The 19,148-nt window shown below is 55.3% G+C and carries 16 protein-coding genes; 9 read left to right on the top strand and 7 right to left on the bottom strand.

Going from position 1 to position 19,148, the window contains the following annotated elements:
• Window positions 1–87: 87 nt before the first annotated feature.
• Window positions 88–543, top strand: a complete 456-nt coding sequence (locus BN1121_RS16880; protein WP_043157815.1) for a c-type cytochrome — start codon at window positions 88–90, stop codon at window positions 541–543.
• Between the two features lie 85 nt (window positions 544–628).
• Window positions 629–2,911 (top strand): putative bifunctional diguanylate cyclase/phosphodiesterase, encoded by a 2,283-nt coding sequence (locus BN1121_RS16875; protein ID WP_005356309.1) that lies wholly within the window; start codon window positions 629–631, stop codon window positions 2,909–2,911.
• Here BN1121_RS16875 and rep read toward each other — a convergent pair.
• Window positions 2,908–4,920, bottom strand: coding sequence for a DNA helicase Rep (gene rep / locus BN1121_RS16870; RefSeq protein ID WP_005356310.1), 2,013 nt, complete (start codon window positions 4,918–4,920; stop codon window positions 2,908–2,910). The genes BN1121_RS16875 and rep overlap by 4 nt on opposite strands.
• A gap of 128 nt (window positions 4,921–5,048) precedes the next feature.
• Here rep and BN1121_RS16865 point away from each other — a divergent pair, with 128 nt between their 5' ends.
• Both BN1121_RS16865 and BN1121_RS16860 read left to right on the top strand, forming a co-directional pair.
• Complete coding sequence (locus BN1121_RS16865; protein WP_005356311.1) at window positions 5,049–6,263, top strand: aminotransferase class V-fold PLP-dependent enzyme; 1,215 nt, start codon at window positions 5,049–5,051, stop codon at window positions 6,261–6,263.
• Window positions 6,263–6,688, top strand: a complete 426-nt coding sequence (locus BN1121_RS16860) for a SufE family protein (RefSeq protein ID WP_005356320.1) — start codon at window positions 6,263–6,265, stop codon at window positions 6,686–6,688. The genes BN1121_RS16865 and BN1121_RS16860 overlap by 1 nt, the downstream gene beginning before the upstream one ends.
• A gap of 48 nt (window positions 6,689–6,736) precedes the next feature.
• Here the strand turns inward: BN1121_RS16860 and tcdA are convergent, their stop codons facing one another.
• From tcdA to BN1121_RS16845, 3 genes are all read right to left on the bottom strand, one after another.
• On the bottom strand, window positions 6,737–7,552 hold the full coding sequence (gene tcdA, locus BN1121_RS16855; RefSeq protein ID WP_005356321.1) for a tRNA cyclic N6-threonylcarbamoyladenosine(37) synthase TcdA: 816 nt from the start codon (window positions 7,550–7,552) through the stop codon (window positions 6,737–6,739).
• A gap of 70 nt (window positions 7,553–7,622) precedes the next feature.
• Window positions 7,623–8,822, bottom strand: coding sequence for a 3-deoxy-D-manno-octulosonic acid transferase (locus BN1121_RS16850; protein ID WP_081606462.1), 1,200 nt, complete (start codon window positions 8,820–8,822; stop codon window positions 7,623–7,625).
• A gap of 204 nt (window positions 8,823–9,026) precedes the next feature.
• Window positions 9,027–10,109, bottom strand: a complete 1,083-nt coding sequence (locus tag BN1121_RS16845; protein WP_081606461.1) for a glycosyltransferase family 9 protein — start codon at window positions 10,107–10,109, stop codon at window positions 9,027–9,029.
• A gap of 130 nt (window positions 10,110–10,239) precedes the next feature.
• On the opposite strand from BN1121_RS16845, the gene BN1121_RS16840 reads away from it, so the two are divergent.
• The 3 genes from BN1121_RS16840 to BN1121_RS19590 are packed head-to-tail and all read left to right on the top strand — an operon-like array spanning window position 10,240 to window position 12,637.
• Window positions 10,240–10,908 (top strand): glycosyltransferase family 25 protein, encoded by a 669-nt coding sequence (locus BN1121_RS16840; RefSeq protein ID WP_043598121.1) that lies wholly within the window; start codon window positions 10,240–10,242, stop codon window positions 10,906–10,908.
• An 11-nt stretch (window positions 10,909–10,919) separates the two neighbouring features.
• Window positions 10,920–12,014 carry a glycosyltransferase gene (locus tag BN1121_RS16835; RefSeq protein ID WP_043598119.1) on the top strand — a complete coding sequence of 365 codons (1,095 nt, stop codon included), beginning with the start codon at window positions 10,920–10,922 and terminating at the stop codon, window positions 12,012–12,014.
• Window positions 12,011–12,637 carry an acyltransferase gene (locus tag BN1121_RS19590; RefSeq protein ID WP_081606444.1) on the top strand — a complete coding sequence of 209 codons (627 nt, stop codon included), beginning with the start codon at window positions 12,011–12,013 and terminating at the stop codon, window positions 12,635–12,637. Before BN1121_RS16835 ends, BN1121_RS19590 begins: the two co-directional genes overlap by 4 nt.
• A 346-nt stretch (window positions 12,638–12,983) precedes the next feature.
• Here BN1121_RS19590 and BN1121_RS16830 read toward each other — a convergent pair whose 3' ends face one another.
• The 3 genes from BN1121_RS16830 to rfaD form a co-directional block, all read right to left on the bottom strand.
• Window positions 12,984–14,225, bottom strand: coding sequence for an O-antigen ligase family protein (locus BN1121_RS16830; RefSeq protein ID WP_005353969.1), 1,242 nt, complete (start codon window positions 14,223–14,225; stop codon window positions 12,984–12,986).
• Window positions 14,209–15,969 carry a bifunctional glycosyltransferase family 4 protein/polysaccharide deacetylase gene (locus BN1121_RS16825; protein WP_005353968.1) on the bottom strand — a complete coding sequence of 587 codons (1,761 nt, stop codon included), beginning with the start codon at window positions 15,967–15,969 and terminating at the stop codon, window positions 14,209–14,211. Before BN1121_RS16825 ends, BN1121_RS16830 begins: the two co-directional genes overlap by 17 nt.
• Window positions 15,970–16,077: 108 nt before the next feature.
• The gene (rfaD, locus tag BN1121_RS16820) at window positions 16,078–17,031 is read right to left on the bottom strand and encodes an ADP-glyceromanno-heptose 6-epimerase (protein WP_005353967.1); all 954 of its coding nucleotides are present in this window, start codon (window positions 17,029–17,031) and stop codon (window positions 16,078–16,080) included.
• A gap of 135 nt (window positions 17,032–17,166) precedes the next feature.
• Between rfaD and BN1121_RS16815 the strand changes: the two genes are divergently transcribed.
• Both BN1121_RS16815 and BN1121_RS16810 read left to right on the top strand, forming a co-directional pair.
• Window positions 17,167–17,802: a TetR/AcrR family transcriptional regulator gene (locus tag BN1121_RS16815; RefSeq protein ID WP_005353966.1), complete on the top strand. Its 636-nt coding sequence runs from the start codon at window positions 17,167–17,169 to the stop codon at window positions 17,800–17,802.
• 112 nt (window positions 17,803–17,914) lie between these two features.
• A complete protein-coding gene (locus BN1121_RS16810) occupies window positions 17,915–19,105 on the top strand; it encodes a glycine C-acetyltransferase (RefSeq protein ID WP_005353965.1) in 1,191 nt (396 codons plus the stop codon).
• Window positions 19,106–19,148: the final 43 nt, after the last annotated feature.

The following is a 19,148-nucleotide window of genomic DNA, read 5'->3' as shown; positions in this document are numbered from 1 at the left end:
CACTTCACACACAAGCGTTTAAATGGCTGTAACTGTTCGGTTATAATCACGCCGTTTCTAGGGATAATAAATGCCTGCTGGGAGTATGTGAGCGTGTTAAAACAACTGAGCTATCTGCTGGCCGTCGGCATTACCGCCGCCAGCCTTTCTACCGCGGCCCTTGCCGCCAATCAGGATATGTCACCGGAGGCCATCGCCGAGCGCACCAAGCCGGTCGGTAGTGTCTACTCGGCCCAGGATCTGGAGGGCATAGCTCCGGCGGCAAACCAGACCGCCAGCGCCTCGTCCGGCCCCCGTGATGGTGAAACCGTCTACAAGGGCGCCTGCTTCGCTTGCCACGACACCGGCGCCGCCGGCGCGCCCAAGCGTGGCGATAAGGCCGCTTGGGACCCGCGTGTCGCCCAGGGCTTCGACACCCTGCGCAAGCACGCCATCGAAGGGTTCACCGGCAGCCACGGCACCATGCCTGCGCGCGGTACCTGTGCCGCCTGTAGCGATGAAGAGATCGAAAACGCAATCCATTACATGACAGACAAACTCTGAGTCATGATCCGGGTCACCTCGGTGACCCTTTCCCTTCCGGGGAGCCCGGCTACGCTTAAAGGGTCAACAGACCAGGGCACCCTTGATGATCGATACCCAAGGCACGCAGCACACCACGCCACTGTTGGCGCTGGTGTCATCTATTCTCAACTTCCCGCCACCGGCCCAGGCCACTGCGGACGAGTTTGAACAACTGCGAGCCAGCCTCTCTGGTTACTGTCCATTGAGCCATTTTGCGCTACTCGGTTATGGCAGCGCCGGCTTGCGATGGATCTACGAATCCGGTCTCCCCCCGTCCCTGCGCGAGCAAGTCAAAGCCGATCCCCAACGCATGATGGAGATGCTGCTACATCTCAAGGAAGATGCCGGATGGTGTCTGCTCCCCGTCGAGAATGGCGCCATCACCTGGCTGTTGGCGAAAACTGAACCCGCCGAACAACCCACCCTGCACCTGCTGCTCGAGTGCCTCGCCCATCGCCTGAGCGAAACCCAGGCGGGCTCCCATCTCGGTGAAGAGGCCTCTCCCTTCATCAACCATCGACCCGACTGGCATCAGAAGGTGGAAAGCCTGGCGCGCATCATGCGCCTGGCCAATACCCTGCCGCCCCAGGCGCTCTATGCCCAGCTCGATGCGGCCGCCCGTTTCATGCTGGGAGTGCAGGATTTTATTTTGCTGCATCTCGAGGAGAGAGGGGTCGACCTCATCTACCCGGAGCGCAGTGAGCACCCCGACTCCGAGTTGATGGCTCTGTGTCATCGCAACCATCCGGTCGAAGCCGAGCGGCAGGGGCTATTCTGGACCAGCCATCCACTACGACTGCAACGAACCTACTTCGCCCACCTGATGCTCAGCAGCAGGGCCCCTCCCGGAGCCGACGAGAGGCTGCTGGTCGATTTCCTCAAGGGGCAGCTCACTATGGTGATGGAGCTGCAGCGGATTCGCGACCAGCTGGTCGATTACAACAGTGAAGAGACCCTCAATCAGCGTCTGCTTCAATTGCGCCAGGCCAACCTGCGGCTGCAAAAGCAGCTCAAACGCCATCAGGAGCTGGAGCGCAAGCTGCAGTTCGATGCCCTGCACGATCCCCTCACCCGTCTCCCCAACCGGGCCTGCCTGATGACCCGGCTGGAGCAGTCGATGAAGCACTTCCATCGCTACAAGAGTCCGGGCTTCACCCTGATCTTCATCGACATCGACCATTTCAAGACAATCAACGATCGCCTGGGCCATCATGTGGGTGACCTGCTACTGAAGGAGTTAGCCCTGCGGCTGAGCACCTGCATTCGTCAAAATGACATGGTGGCCCGACTGGGGGGCGACGAGTTTGTCATCTATCTGGATAACAGCATGGATGAGGCGAGCATCAACCCCGTGCTCAACCGCCTGATGGAGCGTCACTCAACCCCTTTTCATATTCTCGGCAACGAACTGCCGATTCATATGAGCATTGGCGTCGCCATGGTCACGGAGCAGACCAGCGACATCAGTCAGCTGCTGCACCAGGCAGATCTGGCCATGTACCAGGCCAAACGCAACGGGCGCAACCGGATCGTGGTCTATTCGGAGGAGTGCAGCAGCCAGGCATGGCTGTCGCCGGAATATGAGTTGAAGCAGGCGCTCACGGAGCGGCGGATCATCCCCTATTTTCAGCCTCTGATCCGGCTCAAGGATAGCCGCCTGGTAGGGCTGGAGGTGATGGCCCGCTGGCTCACCCCGGAGGGGGCGCTCAAGGATGCATTCGACTTCATCCCGCTGGCCGAGCAGTGTGGGCTCATTCTCGAGTTGGACTGCCATATACTGCGCCACACCTGCCAGCAGCTGAACAACTGGCTGGAGCAAATCGGCTCCATCAAGTTCAAGGTGGCCCTCAACCTGTCGGGCAAGCATCTGGCCAGCCGCGAGCAGGTCGAGCAGCTGCTGACCATAGTACAGGAGAGCGGGCTTTCACCCCGATATCTGGTGTTCGAATTCAACGAGCGGGAGCTCTCCAGGCAGGATGGCAACACGCTCACCATACTGCATGAGCTACGTGCCCGGGGCATTCAGATTAGCCTGGATGACTTCGGCACCGGCTTCTCTTCCCTCAACGCCCTGTTTCACTACCCGGTGGACTACATCAAGGTGGATGACAGCTTTACCCATCGCATGCTGCAGTCCCCCAAGGATCTGGCGATGATCCGCGCCATGCGCGACATCAGCCAGGATCTCGGGTTCCATCTGGTGGTCGAGGGGATCGAAAACCAGGCCGAGTACCAGAAACTGGTCGAGTTGGGTTGCGAACTGGGTCAGGGGCGCTTCATCGCCCCCCCCATGCAGGGCATCGACATACCGCCCCTGCTGGGACGACCGTTTCCGGTCAAGCGTTAGTCCTTCTTGAACAAGGCGCGCAGGTTAGCGACCCCGACTTGCCCCTTGATCTGCCGCTCCTCGGCCGTCACCTTCTTCTGGTTTTCCCACATCAGATCGTCCTGAGGCAGCTCCAGCAGGAAGCGGCTCGGCTCCGGTCGCACCGTCTCACCAAACTGGCGCCGCTCGCGGCAGAGGGTGAAGGTGAGTTCGGTCTGGGCCCGGGTGATGCCCACATAGGCCAGGCGCCGCTCCTCCTCCACGTTGTCCTCGTCGATGCTGGTCTGGTGGGGCAGCAGCCCTTCCTCCATGCCGACCATGAAGACATAGGGGAACTCCAGCCCCTTGGAGGCGTGCAGGGTCATCAACTGCACCTGATCCACCTCATCCTCCCCCTCGTTGCGCTCCATCATGTCGCGCAGGGTGAGGCGGGTGACCACCTGGGGCAGGGTCATGGGCTCGTCCACCTCATCCCCTTCCAGCATCTCGGTGATCCAGCGATAAAGGGTCGAGACGTTCTGCATCCGCATCTCGGCCGCCCTGGGGCTGGGTGAGGTCTCGTAGAGCCACTCCTCGTAGTGGATCTCCTTGATCATGTCGCGCACCGCCTCGACCGGGTTGCCGCGCACGGCATTGTCCCCGAGGCGCACCAGCCACTCGGTGAAGGCGCGCAGGGCCACCAGGCCACGCCCCGAGAGATGCTGCTCCAGCCCCAGCTCGAAACTGGCGGCAAACAGGCTCTTGCCACGCTGGTTGGCGTACTGGCCAAGTTTTTCGAGCGTGGTGGGGCCGATTTCGCGGCGCGGCAGGTTGACCACCCGCAGAAATGCCGTGTCCTCGTCCGGATTCACCAACAGCTTGAGGTAGGCCATGATGTCCTTGATCTCGGTGCGCGAGAAGAACGAGGTGCCCCCCGAAATCTTGTAGGGGATACGGTTGGTCATCAGCGCCTTCTCGAAGATGCGTGACTGGTGGTTGCCCCGGTAGAGGATGGCGTAGTCCTTGAATCGGGTGCGGTTCATGAACTTGTGACCCATCAGCTCGGCGGCAATACGCTCCGCCTCGTGCTCCTCGTTCTTGGCAAACAGCACCCGCACCGGCACCCCGTAGTCGAGCTCGGAGAAGAGCGCCTTGTCATAGACGTGGGGGTTGTTGGCGATCAGTATGTTGGCGCACTTGAGGATGCGCCCCTTGGAGCGATAGTTCTGCTCCAGCTTGATGAGGCGAAGATGGGGGAAGTCCTCCCCCAGCAGCACCAGGTTCTGGGGCTTGGCCCCCCGCCAGGAGTAGATCGACTGGTCGTCGTCCCCCACCACGGTGAAGCGGGCCCGCTCGCCGACGATCTGTTTGACCAACTCGTACTGGCTGGTGTTGGTGTCCTGATACTCGTCCACCAACAAGTAGCGGATCTTGGCCTGCCAGCGGGTGCGCACCTCGTCGTTCATCTTGAGCAGCAGGGTCGGCATCAGGATGAGGTCGTCGAAATCGAGGGCGTTGTAGGCCACCATCTGGCGGTGATAGCGCTCGTAGAGCTGGGCCATCAACACCTCGTCAGGACCGCGGGCGATACGCAGGGCGCGCGCCGGCAACACCAGATCGTTCTTCCAGTTGGAGATCTGGCTGATAAGGGCCGAGAGCCGGTCCTTGTCATTGTCGAGCTCGGCTTCGGTCAGCTCTTTGAGCAGGGCCAGCTGATCCGTATCGTCGAACAGGGAGAAGTTGGCCTTGAGGTTGAGGGTCTTGTGCTCGCGCCGGATGATCTCGAGCCCCAGGGTATGGAAGGTCGAGACCATCAGGCCGCGCGCCTCCTTGCGGCCCAGGGTCTGGCCCACCCGCTCTTTCATTTCACGGGCCGCCTTGTTGGTGAAGGTGACCGCGGCGATGTTGCGAGCGTTGTAGCCACACTGCTGCACCAGATAGGCGATCTTGTTGGTGATGACGCGCGTCTTGCCGGAGCCGGCTCCCGCCAACACCAGGCAGGGGCCGGATACGTACTTGACCGCTTCGTTCTGATTGGGGTTGAGCTTCATGAAGGACTCCGTTGCACAAGGAGGGGCGAGATTGTAGCAGAAAGGCAGGGGCGCTTTCCCGCTGCAAACTTGTGCTTTGCGGCTATTTTCAGGATCATGTTGCCCCCTTTCGTCCCTGCGAGCATGCCATGAGTCTCTGCGTTTCCACGCTTCGTCGCCAGTTCCCGGCCCTGCACCAGTCGGTCAACGGCCACCCCCTGGTCTATCTGGACAACGCCGCCACCACCCAGAAGCCCGAGGCGGTGCTGGAGGCCATGCGCGCGTTTTACCAGAGCGACAACGCCAATGTGCACCGGGCCTCTCACGCACTCAGCACCCGGGCGACGGCGGCCTTCGAGGCGGCCCGTGAGACGGTGGCCCGTTTTATCAACGCCCCCGACAGCCGCGAGGTGATCTGGACCCGCGGCACCACAGAGGCGATCAACCTGGTGGCCCAAAGCTGGGGGCAGAGCCTTAAGCCCGGCGACGAGATCCTGGTCAGCACCCTCGAGCACCACGCCAATATTGTCCCCTGGCAGCTGACAGCGCAGCGCAGCGGCGCCCGGGTCGTCCCCATCCCCCTGGACCCGCGCGGTGACATCGACCTCGATGCCTACCGGGCCCTGCTCGGCCCGCGCACCCGGCTGGTTGCCGTCGGCCAGGTCTCCAACGCCCTCGGCACCATTAACCCGGTGGCAGAGATGGCACGGTTGGCCAAGGCTGCCGGCGCCCTGGTGTTGATCGACGGGGCCCAGGCGGTCGCCCACCTGCCAGTGGACGTACAGCGGCTCGGCTGCGATTTTTACGCCTTCTCGGGCCACAAGATGTATGCCCCCACCGGTATCGGCGCCCTGTGGGGGCGCCGCGATCTGCTCGAGAAAATGCCCCCCTGGCAGGGGGGCGGCGAGATGATAGAGCGGGTGAGCTTCGCCGGCACCAGCTTCAACCAGCCGCCGTTCAAGTTCGAGGCAGGCACCCCGCACATCGCCGGCGCCGTCAGCCTGGCAGCGGCCATCGACTTCCTGCAAGAGCAGGACAGGGACGCTCTGCTCGCCCACGAGTACGAGCTGACCAACTACTTGGCCGAGCGGCTGCGGACTACCCCCGGCGTGCGCCTGGTGGGGGAGCCAAAGGAGCGGATCGGGGCCGTCTCCTTCCTGCTCGATGAGGTCCATCCCCAGGACGCCGGCACCCTGCTCGACCTGCAGGGGGTCGCTGTGCGCGTCGGCCACCACTGCGCCATGCCGCTGATGGAAAGCCTGGGGATCGGCGGCACCCTGCGGGCGTCGCTCGCCTGCTACTCGACCCGGGAAGAGGTCGACGCCCTGATCCGCGCCATCCACAAGCTGGAGGAGTTCTTCTGATGCTCGCGACCTATACCCCCATCGGCGAGACGCCGGACGCCGATGCCATCCGCGCCGCCTTTGCCGCTGCCCAGGGCTGGGAGAACCAGTACCGCCTCATCATCCAGCTCGGCAAGCAGCTGCCCACCTTGCCCGCCGAGTGGCAGACCGAGGAGCATCGCCTGCACGGCTGCGAGAGCCAGGCCTGGCTGCTGGCCGAGGAGCAAGACGGCCACTGGCACTTCGCCTGCGACTCGGACGCGCGCATCGTGCGCGGCCTCGTCGTCATCGTGCTGGCGGCCCTCAACCACCAGAGCGGCGCGGCGATCCGCGCCTTCGATATGGAGGCCTACCTCGCCGAGCTGGGGCTGGAGAAACACCTATCCCCCTCGCGCGGCAACGGGCTGCGCGCCATCGTTCAGGCCATCAGCGAGCGGATCGGCTAATACAGAGAGGGCAGCCATTGGCTGCCCTCTCTGTATCTGCCCTCGCGGTTATTCAGCGGCGGGAGCTGGTTGGTCGGCTCGGGCGCCGCGCTCGGTGATCTTCTTGAGCACCCGGGAGACGGCCACGAAGCCAAAGGTGGCGGTCACCGGTGTCACGGCACCAAAGCCGGAGGCGCAATCCATCTTCATGGTGCCGTCGCTCGCCGCCTTGGCGTGACAGACGCCGCCACTGCCGTCCGGGTAGCTGAGCTGCTCGGTGGAGAAGACGCACTCCACCCCGAACTTGCGGGCCGGGTTCTTGCTGAAGTTGTGCAGCCGGCGCAGGTCGCTGCGCACCTTGGCAGCCAGGGGATCCTGGATGGTCTTGGCCAAATCCGCCACCTGCACCTGGGTCGGGTCCATCTGACCGCCGGCGCCGCCGGCGACTATGATGGGGATCTTACGCCGCTTGCAGAACGCGATCAGCGCCACCTTGGCCTTGACCGAATCGATGGCGTCGATGATGTAATCAAACCCGCCGTGGATATGCTCGGCCAGGTTGTCGGCGGTGACGAAGTCATCCACCTCGGTCACCTGACAATCCGGGTTGATGAGGCGGATGCGCTCGGCCATGGCCTCGGTCTTGAGGCGGCCCACATTCCCCTGCAGGGCGTGGATCTGGCGATTGCTGTTGGTGATGCAGATGTCATCCATGTCGATCAGGGTGATCTGACCGATGCCGGAACGCGCCAGTGCCTCGGCCGCCCAGGAGCCCACCCCGCCGATGCCGACCACGCAGACGTGAGCACGGGCGAAGGAGGCCAGGGCCGGCTGGCCGTAGAGACGGGCGATCCCGCCGAAGCGTTGCTGATACTCAGGGTTCATCTTGCTCACCTTGCACAAGGCCAAACGGAGTGGGCGCGCATTATAACCACAATGCACGCCCGTGCCGAACTCAGCGCGTGGTGCGGCCAAACTGCTGCTGCACGTACTCCAGTACTTGGCCCTTATAGTCCGCCTTATAGGAGAACTTGGTGCTGTCGCAGGCTGCAATCAGGTTGACCACGACACAGAAGGCGATGGCCCCCCACAGCACCTTTGCCTGCCACTGCGGGTAGGCATCACGCCACTTCACCAGCATCAGCAACACGGGGAAGAGGGCATAAGGGAAGATCAGCATCAGATGCCAGTAGTTGAAGATAATGGGAGAGAGCGCCGCGCTCACCAAAACGGCAAGCAAGGCCGCAATGGCATAGAGGCCGAGCCAGCTCTGCCCATCGAGCGGGGCACGATCGCTACGCCACAGGCGCCGACGCAAAGTGCGCCACAAATCCCAGTTGGCGTACGCCGCCAGCACTACGGTCGCCGAGCCGATGCCATAGATGGCGACCCGCCACAACCATACCGCCGCAAACTGCAGATAGGCGTTGCCGGAGAGCCAGAGAAACTGAGTTTCATTGACCAGTTTGCCGGCAAACAGCCAAGAACCGTAGCGCAACCAATAGAGCACCGATTTCAGCACCGGATAGACATGGACCAGCCCCCAACCGATATAGCGTTGACGGGCTTCGGGGTCCTCGTTCTGGGTGATCTGACTATTGCTGATCACCTCCATGGCATAGGGGATCAGGGATGCGCCGATAAGGAGCACGGCCACCACGACCCCGCTCCAACTGACCTTTAAAGCGCGACGCCAGAACAGGTAGGCCGAGATCACCGCCAACAGGGGCCAGGAGTAGTGCAGCTGCATCGCCATTCCGATCGACAGCAGATGGACTACCGTATGCCAGAATGAAGCCCGCTCGCGCATATGCCAAGCCGACCAACAGTGCATTGCCGAGAAGAGAAAGAGATAAGAGGGGTTATAGAGCAGACTCTCGTACTGGAACCAGGGGTTGAGCCAACAAAGCACCAGAAAAAGCAGCCGCACCCTGTCATCGAACACCTGCCGAATGACGGCATCCAACAGCAGGAACCCGACCAGTCGCATGGCCAGCAGCAGCAACATGGGGGCGTAAGGCGAGTCCCACACTAGCAAGGGGCCACCGATCAACCAGGCCGAGAGGCTCCCCGGAACATTACCCACCGCACTCGCGGCGTTGCCATAGCTCAACCAAATGCCATTGTAAGCTCCCAGATAGCCCTTATAGAGCATTTGAAGCTGATCGCCAGAAACCTGCTGATTCAAGAAGAACAGGATTGATGTAATCAGTCCTGTCAGAAACAGCCCTCCCCATCGATAGTCAAACTGCATTCTGTCCCCTTTATCATTACGTGAGTAACAGCAAATCCAATGTAGGTTGCCAATATTTATCGTATTTAAAGACTGGAGTCCTACCAGCAAAGTTAACGAGCACCCTCATCTCTGACTAAAATACTGCTCATACCACGCATGGAAATGTTCACTAAATCTCTCTCGAGAGAGAAGGTTTACGTCCTCTCTCGTATCATCTGATGAAAATATCACACTTGCCAAAGCAGAATTGGGATGCCACTCACCATAGTTATCTTGGTTGTTGTTGTATATAGCCAATAATGGCTTTCCCAGCCCCGATGCTATATGTACTGTTGCCGTGTCGACGCTAATCACCCCGGAGCACAACTCGAGCTGAGAAAACAGCATCGACAGCGATGTCCTTCCGTCATAAAGATGCAAGCGCTGACGTTCCCCAACCATATTAACGATCTTATTCGCTTCAGCGCTCGTATCTTCTGATGCCAACAGAACAATTTGAACACCATCAATCTTTAGCATCTCATCGATTAATGCTGCAGATAACTCACAGGAAATCTTGCGACTATTACCACTGCCAAAAGGATTGAAACAGAATGTGCTCCCTTCATTTGGCCACCACTCTGACATCGTATGAATCGCATCGGCATCCTTAGGAAGGATATAAGATGAATCAGGGGATTCAACCCCCATTTCATTAAGCGCCAGCTTGAACTTATCAACGAAATGAAGTCCGAAAGAAGCTCTACCCAGCTTGATGTCAATCAGACGCATACGGTCATCCAAACCAATGACATGCGCTGCTCTCAATCTGTTCAGAAAGAACAGATCCTTCATCTTAAGTCGCTTGCCAAAATGAACAACATAGTCAACATCCCCGATGTCATTGCAGAGCACCTTCAACTCACTGTATGAGGGTCTTTTCTTGATGGTGAAGACTCGGTCGAATAGGAAATGTTCTTTGTATAAACATGCCATTGATGAGCTAGTGACAACCCAAACTTTTCGTTTGGCATTGCTTTTCTTGAGTTCTCTGGCTACCCAGGATGCCACAATCGAATCACCTAATTTCGCATCCCAACGGATAAAAAGCACAGGTTTGTTGTCCAAACATTGACGCTTCTGCTTGGCACGATCAAACAGAATGATTCCAACGTATCGCCTGATATTGTCTTTTTGCCTTAGCAGCCAGTCTTTTACACTACGCATATTTGATGTCACGAGATAGAAAGAACAACACGCTTATAATAATATATTTCCATTATTTTTGGTAGCAGTAACTACTAGAGTCATGGTTTACAGAATGGTATACTTGAAAAAACCGTATTAAGGCATCGCCATGAACATGAAAATTTTTATTATCAGTCTAGAAAGAAACAAAGAAAGACAGAATATCCTATCGAATAGGATGAATCAGCTCGGATTGGACTTCGAATTTTTCTTTGGCGTTGACGGCTCGACTCTATCGGAAGATGAACTCAGTCTTGTGGACCAAGAGTTTTGTAAAAAAAACTTCGGGCATAGCATGAATAAATCCGAGATCGGCTGTGCAATGAGCCACATAAGAATATATGAAAAAATAGTTTCCGAGAATATATCGCACGCCCTCATTCTAGAGGACGACGCATATCTACTCTCATGTGTCCCGGAGATACTGGCCTCCGTCATGAAGAAACCCAGCTTCGAGATGCTTTATCTTTTCCATGGAAAAGCAAAGCGCTGGCCACTATGGCATAAGCTTCCACATGATTATCGGTTAGTGCATTACAGGTCCCCATCAAGTACGTCTAAACGTTGTATTATTGGGGCCGTGGCTTATGCACTCTCACTCAATGGTGCGAAAAAGATTTTGGATGTTGCTTATCCAATAAGAATGCCGGCTGACTATCTGACGGGATTAATACAAAAGAATAGCCTTAAAACTTTTGGCATTGAACCCAACTGTGTTGATACCGGGCATTTGGATACAACCATACCAGGCAGAGACTACGGCTCGCATATAGAATAAGGCGATTTAAAATGAAAATTTCATTTCTAATCAACAGCTTGGATATGGGTGGTGCGGAAAAGGTGCTCCTTACATATGTACAGACTCTCTCAGCCCAGAGTACCTACGATATCTCTGTCGTGACAAACAAAGACTCAAAATCTGAAATCGCTTCTCAGATGAAAGCGCATGCATCTTGTCATGCAATATTCACAGAGAATGAGTACTTGAAAAACAATTTTTTATTCAAGATATATAAGTCAATAAAAAGAAAGATGATGTTGAAGTCATTGCTCAACGATTGTGATGTGATCGTAGACTTTCTAGATTGTGACTTCCATAAATACATCAAGAACTTCAAACAAAAAAAGATAACATACCTGCACTCAGGTTTTCATCATCTCATCAATAGAAAAAAAGACATATCCATACGATGCACCGCCTATGATGCGATCATCACCATATGTCATGATATGCATAATGAGATAAAGCACCTCAATCCATCTTGGTTCAACAAAACGCACGTAATATATAACCCATTCAACTTTGAAGAGTTACGGGGATATAGCCAAGACACCTCATCAATCACTTCCAATGAAAAGGCATTACTAACCAGCAGATACATACTAACTGTTTGTCGTCTTAACGAAGAAACAAAGGATGTAGATACCTTACTCAAGGCTTATTGTTTGGCTAGGGAGAATGGGTTAAACGACCAACTGGTCATCATAGGAGATGGCCCGGATGGAACAAATCTGAAGACGCTGTCAGAGAATCTGGGCATAAGTGATTATGTTCACTTCCTTGGGGAAAAGCAAAATCCGTATGTATGGATGAAAAACGCAAGAAAATTCGTGCTGAGCTCCAAGGATGAAGGCTTTGGTTTGGTTATTGTAGAAGCGTTACTTCTTAATGGTTATGTTATCTCAAGTAACTGTAAAGTTGGTCCGTCTGAAATTCTCGACCATGGCCGCCTCGGTCATCTTTTCGAGGTCGGAGATGTTGCTCGATTAGCGACTCTGTTATGTGAAGACAAAAAACCTGAACTGAATGTCGAGGCAGAGATAACTAAATTTGGTTCAGATCACATGGTGAGTAAATTCAACGAGGTCATTGAAAACATATGAAGATCTTATCCTTGATATTGGACAGATTTGTTCTGCGTGTTTCTAAAGGTAATGTTTTTTCTTACTCTGGTTGTAAAATAAAGCAGTCTAAAGTAAGAATAAAAGGCGTAGGAAATACGGTTTCTCTTGGCAAAAATGTCAGAATGAGAAACTGTGAAATTAATGTTAACGGAAGAAACAACAAGCTGTATATAGGAAACAATTGCGATCTGGTGAACACAAAAATACTCATTGATAATGTAGGTGGCGCTATTAACATTGGTGATAATACCACAATTTCTGGGGCCATGATTGCGTCATTCGAGCCATATGAAATAAATATTGGCGATGATTGCATGATTTCTTATGATGTGGAAATAAGAAATACAGATTCACACAAGATTATAAGTCGTAAAACCGGAGAAAGGATCAACCCTGGAAAACCAATACACATAGGAGATCATGTTTGGATTGGCGCTCGTAGCGTTATACTAAAAGGGTCCAGTATCCAGCATGACTCTATCGTTGGCACAAACAGCATCATAACTGGTTTTGTACCTGAATATGTAATTGTAGCTGGTCAGCCTGCGAAAGTGATAAAAGGCGACATCTCTTGGAATAGAGAATCCGTCATTCCAGAATGACACGTCGAGGGCACCAAAGCACTATGTAATCAGCACAGGAACAGAGGAAAAAAGCCTGCCTGCTAGCCACCTCTTTCAAGTGGTCACTCGATACTTCAGCATGAACATGAATATAAGATCATGGATGATCAACATGGCCTAAAAACGCGGCCTGGATATCTTGATTCCCTACCACTTCCTCGTTGACTAGCCTGGCCGATGTCACCAACGTGTAGCCGAACATAGATGGAAAACGGGTTTAATCTCCTTGACTGTCTTAACACCGAGTGGGAATATAACCAACACAGTCAATAATCTCAATAACTGCTCAGGTATTCTAGATATATCACTCATATAACCAAATAAATCAATCACGCCTGCGCATTGCAACACTAGAATGAGAAAGCGCTAACAAAAAGAAAAAAACTGACGTCTGAAACTCAAGATAGTTGGCATAAAATACGCCCAGAATCACAAAGGATAGAATCAGCCCGACCCCTTGGTGAGCAATACCATTGCGAATAAAAGAATATGCAACAAAGACTAAAAATGCATAAAATAACACTGTATATAAGACCCCCATTTTGTTACTTGAGTCTATATACGCATTATGAAGATCCCTCATAGAGTAGTTTCCATGAGTAATATTAATTAGTTCTCTTGAGTCAGAAATTGAATCTAAATATTCTGTATACTCCTTCTCGAATCGTTTGAACCCGATACCAAACATAAATTGCCTCGGATTATCTACCATATTAGCCTCAAGCCATTTGAGACCATTCCCCCACATCAATAACCTGCTGTAGTTTGAATAATCCTCTTTCGTCTCTGTCACGGACAGGGCTCTACCCATCACAAACTCTATTTTTTCTGGCTCCCATTTACCGATGATAAAGGTGCCAGCACCGAGCAATAAGGCCGATACAATTAAATATTTCTTGTTTAAAAACAGCATATACAATGTAGAGGTCACTATGACAGCCACCCAACCCGCTCGGCCACCTGACAAGATCAGACTCACTGCGACAAAACACATGCATAGAAAAATCACATATTTCTTATGAAGCGCGTTTTCGTCAAACAGTTTCGCCAGCAAGAAAACAAAAACAAACGTTGTAATTTCGGCCCAGCGCAATATGTCCCACAACCCAGACACTCTCTCTCCATTCCATCCGGCATCTGGCAATATGAACGCCTGAATAAATGACATGAACACAGAGATAGAGAATCCGGCCATTGAGAGCACAAACGCTAACTGTCTATTTTCTTTATCACGGAAGGTCAGCAACAAAATAGGGAATACTACTAAAAACAACCCCTTATAAAAAAAATACCCCACATCTCTTATGTCACCAGGAGATAACAATCTAGAAAACAACCCGACGATGAATACAACTATTGAGCTGACAACTATCGCGTCCCCTCTTAGGGCCGATCTATACTCTCCATCTTTGAAATATCGAAATAAAGAAAATCCGACCAACAATGCCATTGAGATGGTGATTGCCGGCTTACTGACGAAAATACTGGCCGAAAAAATCCCAACCAATATTTTCTCTATCATTAAACAGTTAAAGCCAGTCGACTTTTTCTCATTTTCGGAAAACATAATTACCACGAACCTTACGCCAAAACCCAAATACATCTGTACGAGGGAAAATAGCGATTCTGCGGATCTGATAGGGATCCCGATGCATGGCTTTGGGACCACTGTTGGTTGCTACGGCAAAGCGGTATCCGGCCATTTCTGCCTGCTGCTTGGCACTCTCGTTCATGTCCCCATAAGGATAGGCGAACGAGAGCAGCGGTTGACCCAACAAGGCTTCCAGCTGACGCTTGTTCTCGTCTATCTCATTAGCCTGGTCTACCGACGAGAGTTGGCTCAGGCGAGGATGGGTCAGGGTATGACCACCGATCTCCACATGACCGCTCGCCACCAACGCCTTGAGCTGCTCGCCATCCATCAGGGGCACGCGGGTATCCGGGTTGGTCGGGTGCTCGACATCCCAGCGATTATGGTCCTCTCCGGTCACCACATACACCACGGCTTTGTAACCATATTTTTCCAGCAGCGGTAGCATACGGGTGAGGTTGTCCCGATAACCGTCGTCGACGGTGATCATGAGGTACTTCTTGCCATATTCCAGCCGGTGGATAAACCCCTTATCGGCAAGATCACGAAAAGTGAGGGTCTCGTACCCGAGTCGCTTCAAGAGCCGCAGATGCTTCTCAAACATGGCAACGGGAATCCAGGTACCGTGCACGCCTTTCTCACTCTCGTGGTCAATAAAGCGGTGATACATGATGACGGGCATCTCCCGGCGCAATGTATCCACCACGGCGTCCTGATAGATGTTCTCCAGACCAGAGACGACCCTCTGCAAGCCATACTCATGCGCAATCCGCTGTCGAATTACATCCGCCACGCCTTGGCAGGCCAGGGCGGTGGTGACTTCCCCTTTGAGGGCCGCAAAATCGATGGCCAGATCCGTGGGACCTATATCGCCGAAGTTACTGGCCAAGGCATCGCCGAGGTTCTCTTCGGTTACCAGCCCGATGGCCTTGGCTTCACCAATGGCCAGGGTCGGCCGACCACAGAGCAGGGACTCCATCGCTACACGACCGGCACCGATCACCAGATCGCAGCCGGCCATCAAGGCGGGCACATCGTCCACATAGCCGACAAAATCGACTTGTCCGCTGAAACGCTCGAAGCGCTCAGGCACCCGGCTACCGCTCACTACGCGGACCCGGCACGCCTCCAGATCGAGCACCTCGTCGAGCAGGCGATAACAGAGCTCTCCTTTGGGGCCACTCAAGCGCCCAATAATGGCGATCACCGGCTTGTCATTGGCCGGTGGTGCCGCAGGGTGAAATCTGTCGGTTTCGATGCCATTGCGCAGCACCTGCACCATGGCGGGGTCGACCCCCAGGTTGTCGATGATCTGGTGCGCGATATCTTCACACACGGCCACCGCGCGATAACCCAGCGCATGGAACGCCTTGCGCGACGCATGTACCGGCTGACGCCCGTGTACCGTGGTGATCATGGGGGTGCGGGTCAGCTTGCAGGCGACGAAACTGCTCCAGCCGGAGGCACGGGAATGGGCATGTACCAGCTGGATCTTGTGACACTTGATGAGATAGATGAGGTAGAAAACGTGCCAGAAGCGGCGCAGTATGCTGCGCTTGTTAAAACGAAGCTTAAAGACGGGCCCCAGGGTCGGCTTGGTCAGGGTATCGGAAACGTAGAAGACGTTGTGCCCTCGTCGGGTCAGCTCATTGCCGACCGTGGTGGCATAAACCTCAGCCCCCGTGACCTCAAGCTGGGAGAGAGCCATCAATATATTCATCGCGCAGTTACCCGGTAGAAATAGAGAAAGAACACACAAGCGCAGACAGCAGAAACCGGAAGGGGGTGTCGCCCGCTTCCGGTTTCTTCACCTCATCTGGCGACCGACTCAGCGGTTGAGCCAGGCCATGTAATCCGCCACCCCTTCGGCAACGGTTTTGAACTCGCCGTCGTAGCCGACGCCGCGCAAGCGGGTCAGATCGGCCTGGGTAAAGCTCTGATAACGCCCCTTGAGATGATCCGGGAAGGGGATGTATTCCACCTCGCCCTTGCCATGATAGGCAATCACCGCCTCGGCCACGTTCTGGAACGGCTCGGCACGGCCGGTACCACAGTTGAAGATGCCCGAATGCTCCGGATTCTGCCAGAACCAGAGATTCACCTTGCAGACGTCATCCACATAGATGAAGTCGCGCATCTGGCCACCGTTCGGAAAGCCGTCGCAGCCCTCGAACAACTTGGGGTTCTGTCCCTGCTTCACCTGGGTGTTGAGGTGGAAGGCGACAGAGGCCATGGAGCCCTTGTGCTGCTCACGCGGGCCATAGACGTTGAAGTACTTGAGACCCACCACCTGGGAATTGATCTGAGGCATCCAACGGCGCACATACTGGTCGAACAGCTGCTTGGAGTAGCCATAGACGTTGAGCGGTTGCTCGAATCTGGGGTCTTCGATGAAATTATCATTGCGACCGCCATAGGTAGCGGCAGACGAGGCGTAGATGAAGGGGATCTCACGCTCGATACAGTAGTGGAACAGATCCTTGGAGTACTCGTAGTTGACCTCCATGATGAATTTTCCGTTCCACTCTGTGGTGGCCGAACAGGCACCTTCGTGGAAGATCACCTCGATGCCGTCCCACTCCTCAAATTCGTCGCCAGAGACGATGCGGGCCTGAAACTCGTCCTTGTCCATATAGTCGGCGATGGTGAGATCGCTGATGTTGACGAACTTGGTACCATCGGTGAGATCATCGATCACCACCACGTCGGTGCGCCCTTGGGCGTTCAGCTGCTTGACCAGGTTGCTGCCGATAAAGCCGGCACCGCCAGTGACTACGATCATGGGGCTTACCCTCTAGTGCGAAGGCCCACCGTGTGACACAGTTGTGAAGCTGTGTATAGTGGGCGATTTGAAAATTGCCGAAAAGTTTATCATGCCCAGAAGCCATAGACGAATCCTGAGCAGGGGAGAGAGACGATGAAGACCAGAGACAGGATCATCCATGGTGCCACCGAGCTGTTCAACGAGCAGGGCGAGCGCAACGTCACCACCAACCACATCGCCGCCCATCTGGGGATCAGCCCCGGCAACCTCTACTACCACTTCCGCAACAAGGAAGACATCATTCACAGCATCTTCGACCACTATGCCAAGCATCTGGCCGAGAGCTTCGCCCCGGTTCAGGAGAAGGAGATCCGCATCGAGCACCTGATGGGCTATCTCGATGCCATCTTTTATCTGATGTGGCAGTTCCGTTTCTTCTACGCCAATCTGCCCGACATATTGAGTCGCGATGAGCAGCTGCAGCAGAAGTACCTCAAGGCGCAGGAGCAACTCGCCAGCTCGGTACAGGGGCTACTTCGCAGTCTCTGTGACGGCGGTGTGCTACAGGTGAGTGAAGAAGACATGCCGGCCCTCGGCCAGACCATCAAGATGGTGGTGACCTTCTGGATCGCCTATCAGATAGCCCAGGCTCCCGGTACCCGCATCACCAAGCCGCTACTCTACAAGGGAGTGCTCAAGGTGCTCTTCATCCTGCGCCCCTATCTGCGCGAAGCCGCCAGGCCTCAGATCGCCGGTCTCGAACAGCATTATCGGGAATTGGCCGGGTGATCTGTTTCACAGTTGTTTAAATAAGATAAAAAGAGTTGAATCCCGTGGCCGGAGAGACAGAGTAATATGTTGCCACTTTGGGCAAGCCCCCCACGACCACGAGGAATCACTCATGTCCAACGCATTTTATCGCCACCTGGCCACCGAGCTGGAGCAGGTCAAGGCTGACGGTCTCTACAAGCAGGAGCGACTCATCACCTCGGCCCAACAGGCCGGTATCATGGTCGGCGGGCAGGAAGTGCTCAACTTCTGCGCCAACAACTATCTGGGGCTGGCCAACCATCCAGAGCTTATCGCCGCAGCCAAGGAGGGCCTCGACAGCCACGGCTTCGGCATGGCCTCGGTGCGCTTCATCTGCGGCACCCAGGATCAGCACAAGGTGCTGGAACAGAAGCTATCCAGCTTCCTCGGCACCGAGGACACCATCCTCTACTCCTCCTGCTTCGACGCCAACGGCGGTCTGTTCGAGACCCTTCTCGGTGCCGAAGACGCTATCATCTCCGACGCCCTGAACCACGCCTCCATCATCGACGGCGTGCGACTGTGCAAGGCCAGGCGCTATCGCTACGGCAACAACGACATGGCCGACCTCGAGCAACAGCTCAAGCAGGCCACCGCTGACGGCGCCCGCTTCAAGCTGATCGCCACCGACGGCGTCTTCTCCATGGACGGCGTCATCGCCGACCTGAAAGCCATCTGCGATCTGGCCGACAAGTATGACGCCCTGGTGATGGTGGATGACTCCCACGCCGTCGGCTTCATCGGCCAGAACGGCCGCGGCACCCACGAATACTGTGGCGTCATGGATCGGGTCGACATCATCACCGGCACCCTGGGCAAGGCCATGGGCGGCGCCTCCGGCGGCTACACCTCGGGCAAGAAGGAAGTGATCGACTGGCTGCGTCAGCGCTCCCGCCCCTACCTCTTCTCCAACTCTCTGGCACCGGCCATCGTCGCCGCTACCATCAAGGTGATCGACATGCTGGCCGACGGCCACGATCTGCGCGCCCACCTGCAGGAGAACAGCCGCTATTTCCGCAGCCGCATGAGCGCCGCCGGCTTCACCCTGGCCGGGGCTGACCACGCCATCATCCCGGTGATGCTGGGGGATGCCAAGCTGGCCGCCGAGATGGCGAGCCGCATGCTGGCCGAGGGCATTTACGTGGTGGGCTTCTCCTTCCCGGTCGTGCCCAAGGGCCAGGCCCGTATCCGCACTCAGATGTCGGCCGCCCACACCCGCGAGCAGCTGGACCGCGCCATCGATGCCTTCATCCGCATCGGCCGCGAGCTCGGCGTCATCTGATTTCAAGGGGGCCGATGGCCCCCTTTTTGGCATTCATCGTGAA

The organism is Aeromonas diversa CDC 2478-85, from assembly GCF_000819805.1.
Lineage (GTDB): Bacteria > Pseudomonadota > Gammaproteobacteria > Enterobacterales > Aeromonadaceae > Aeromonas > Aeromonas diversa.
The sequence above is the reverse complement of the archived record's forward strand: the minus strand, read 5'-3'. Positions and strand labels throughout refer to the sequence as shown.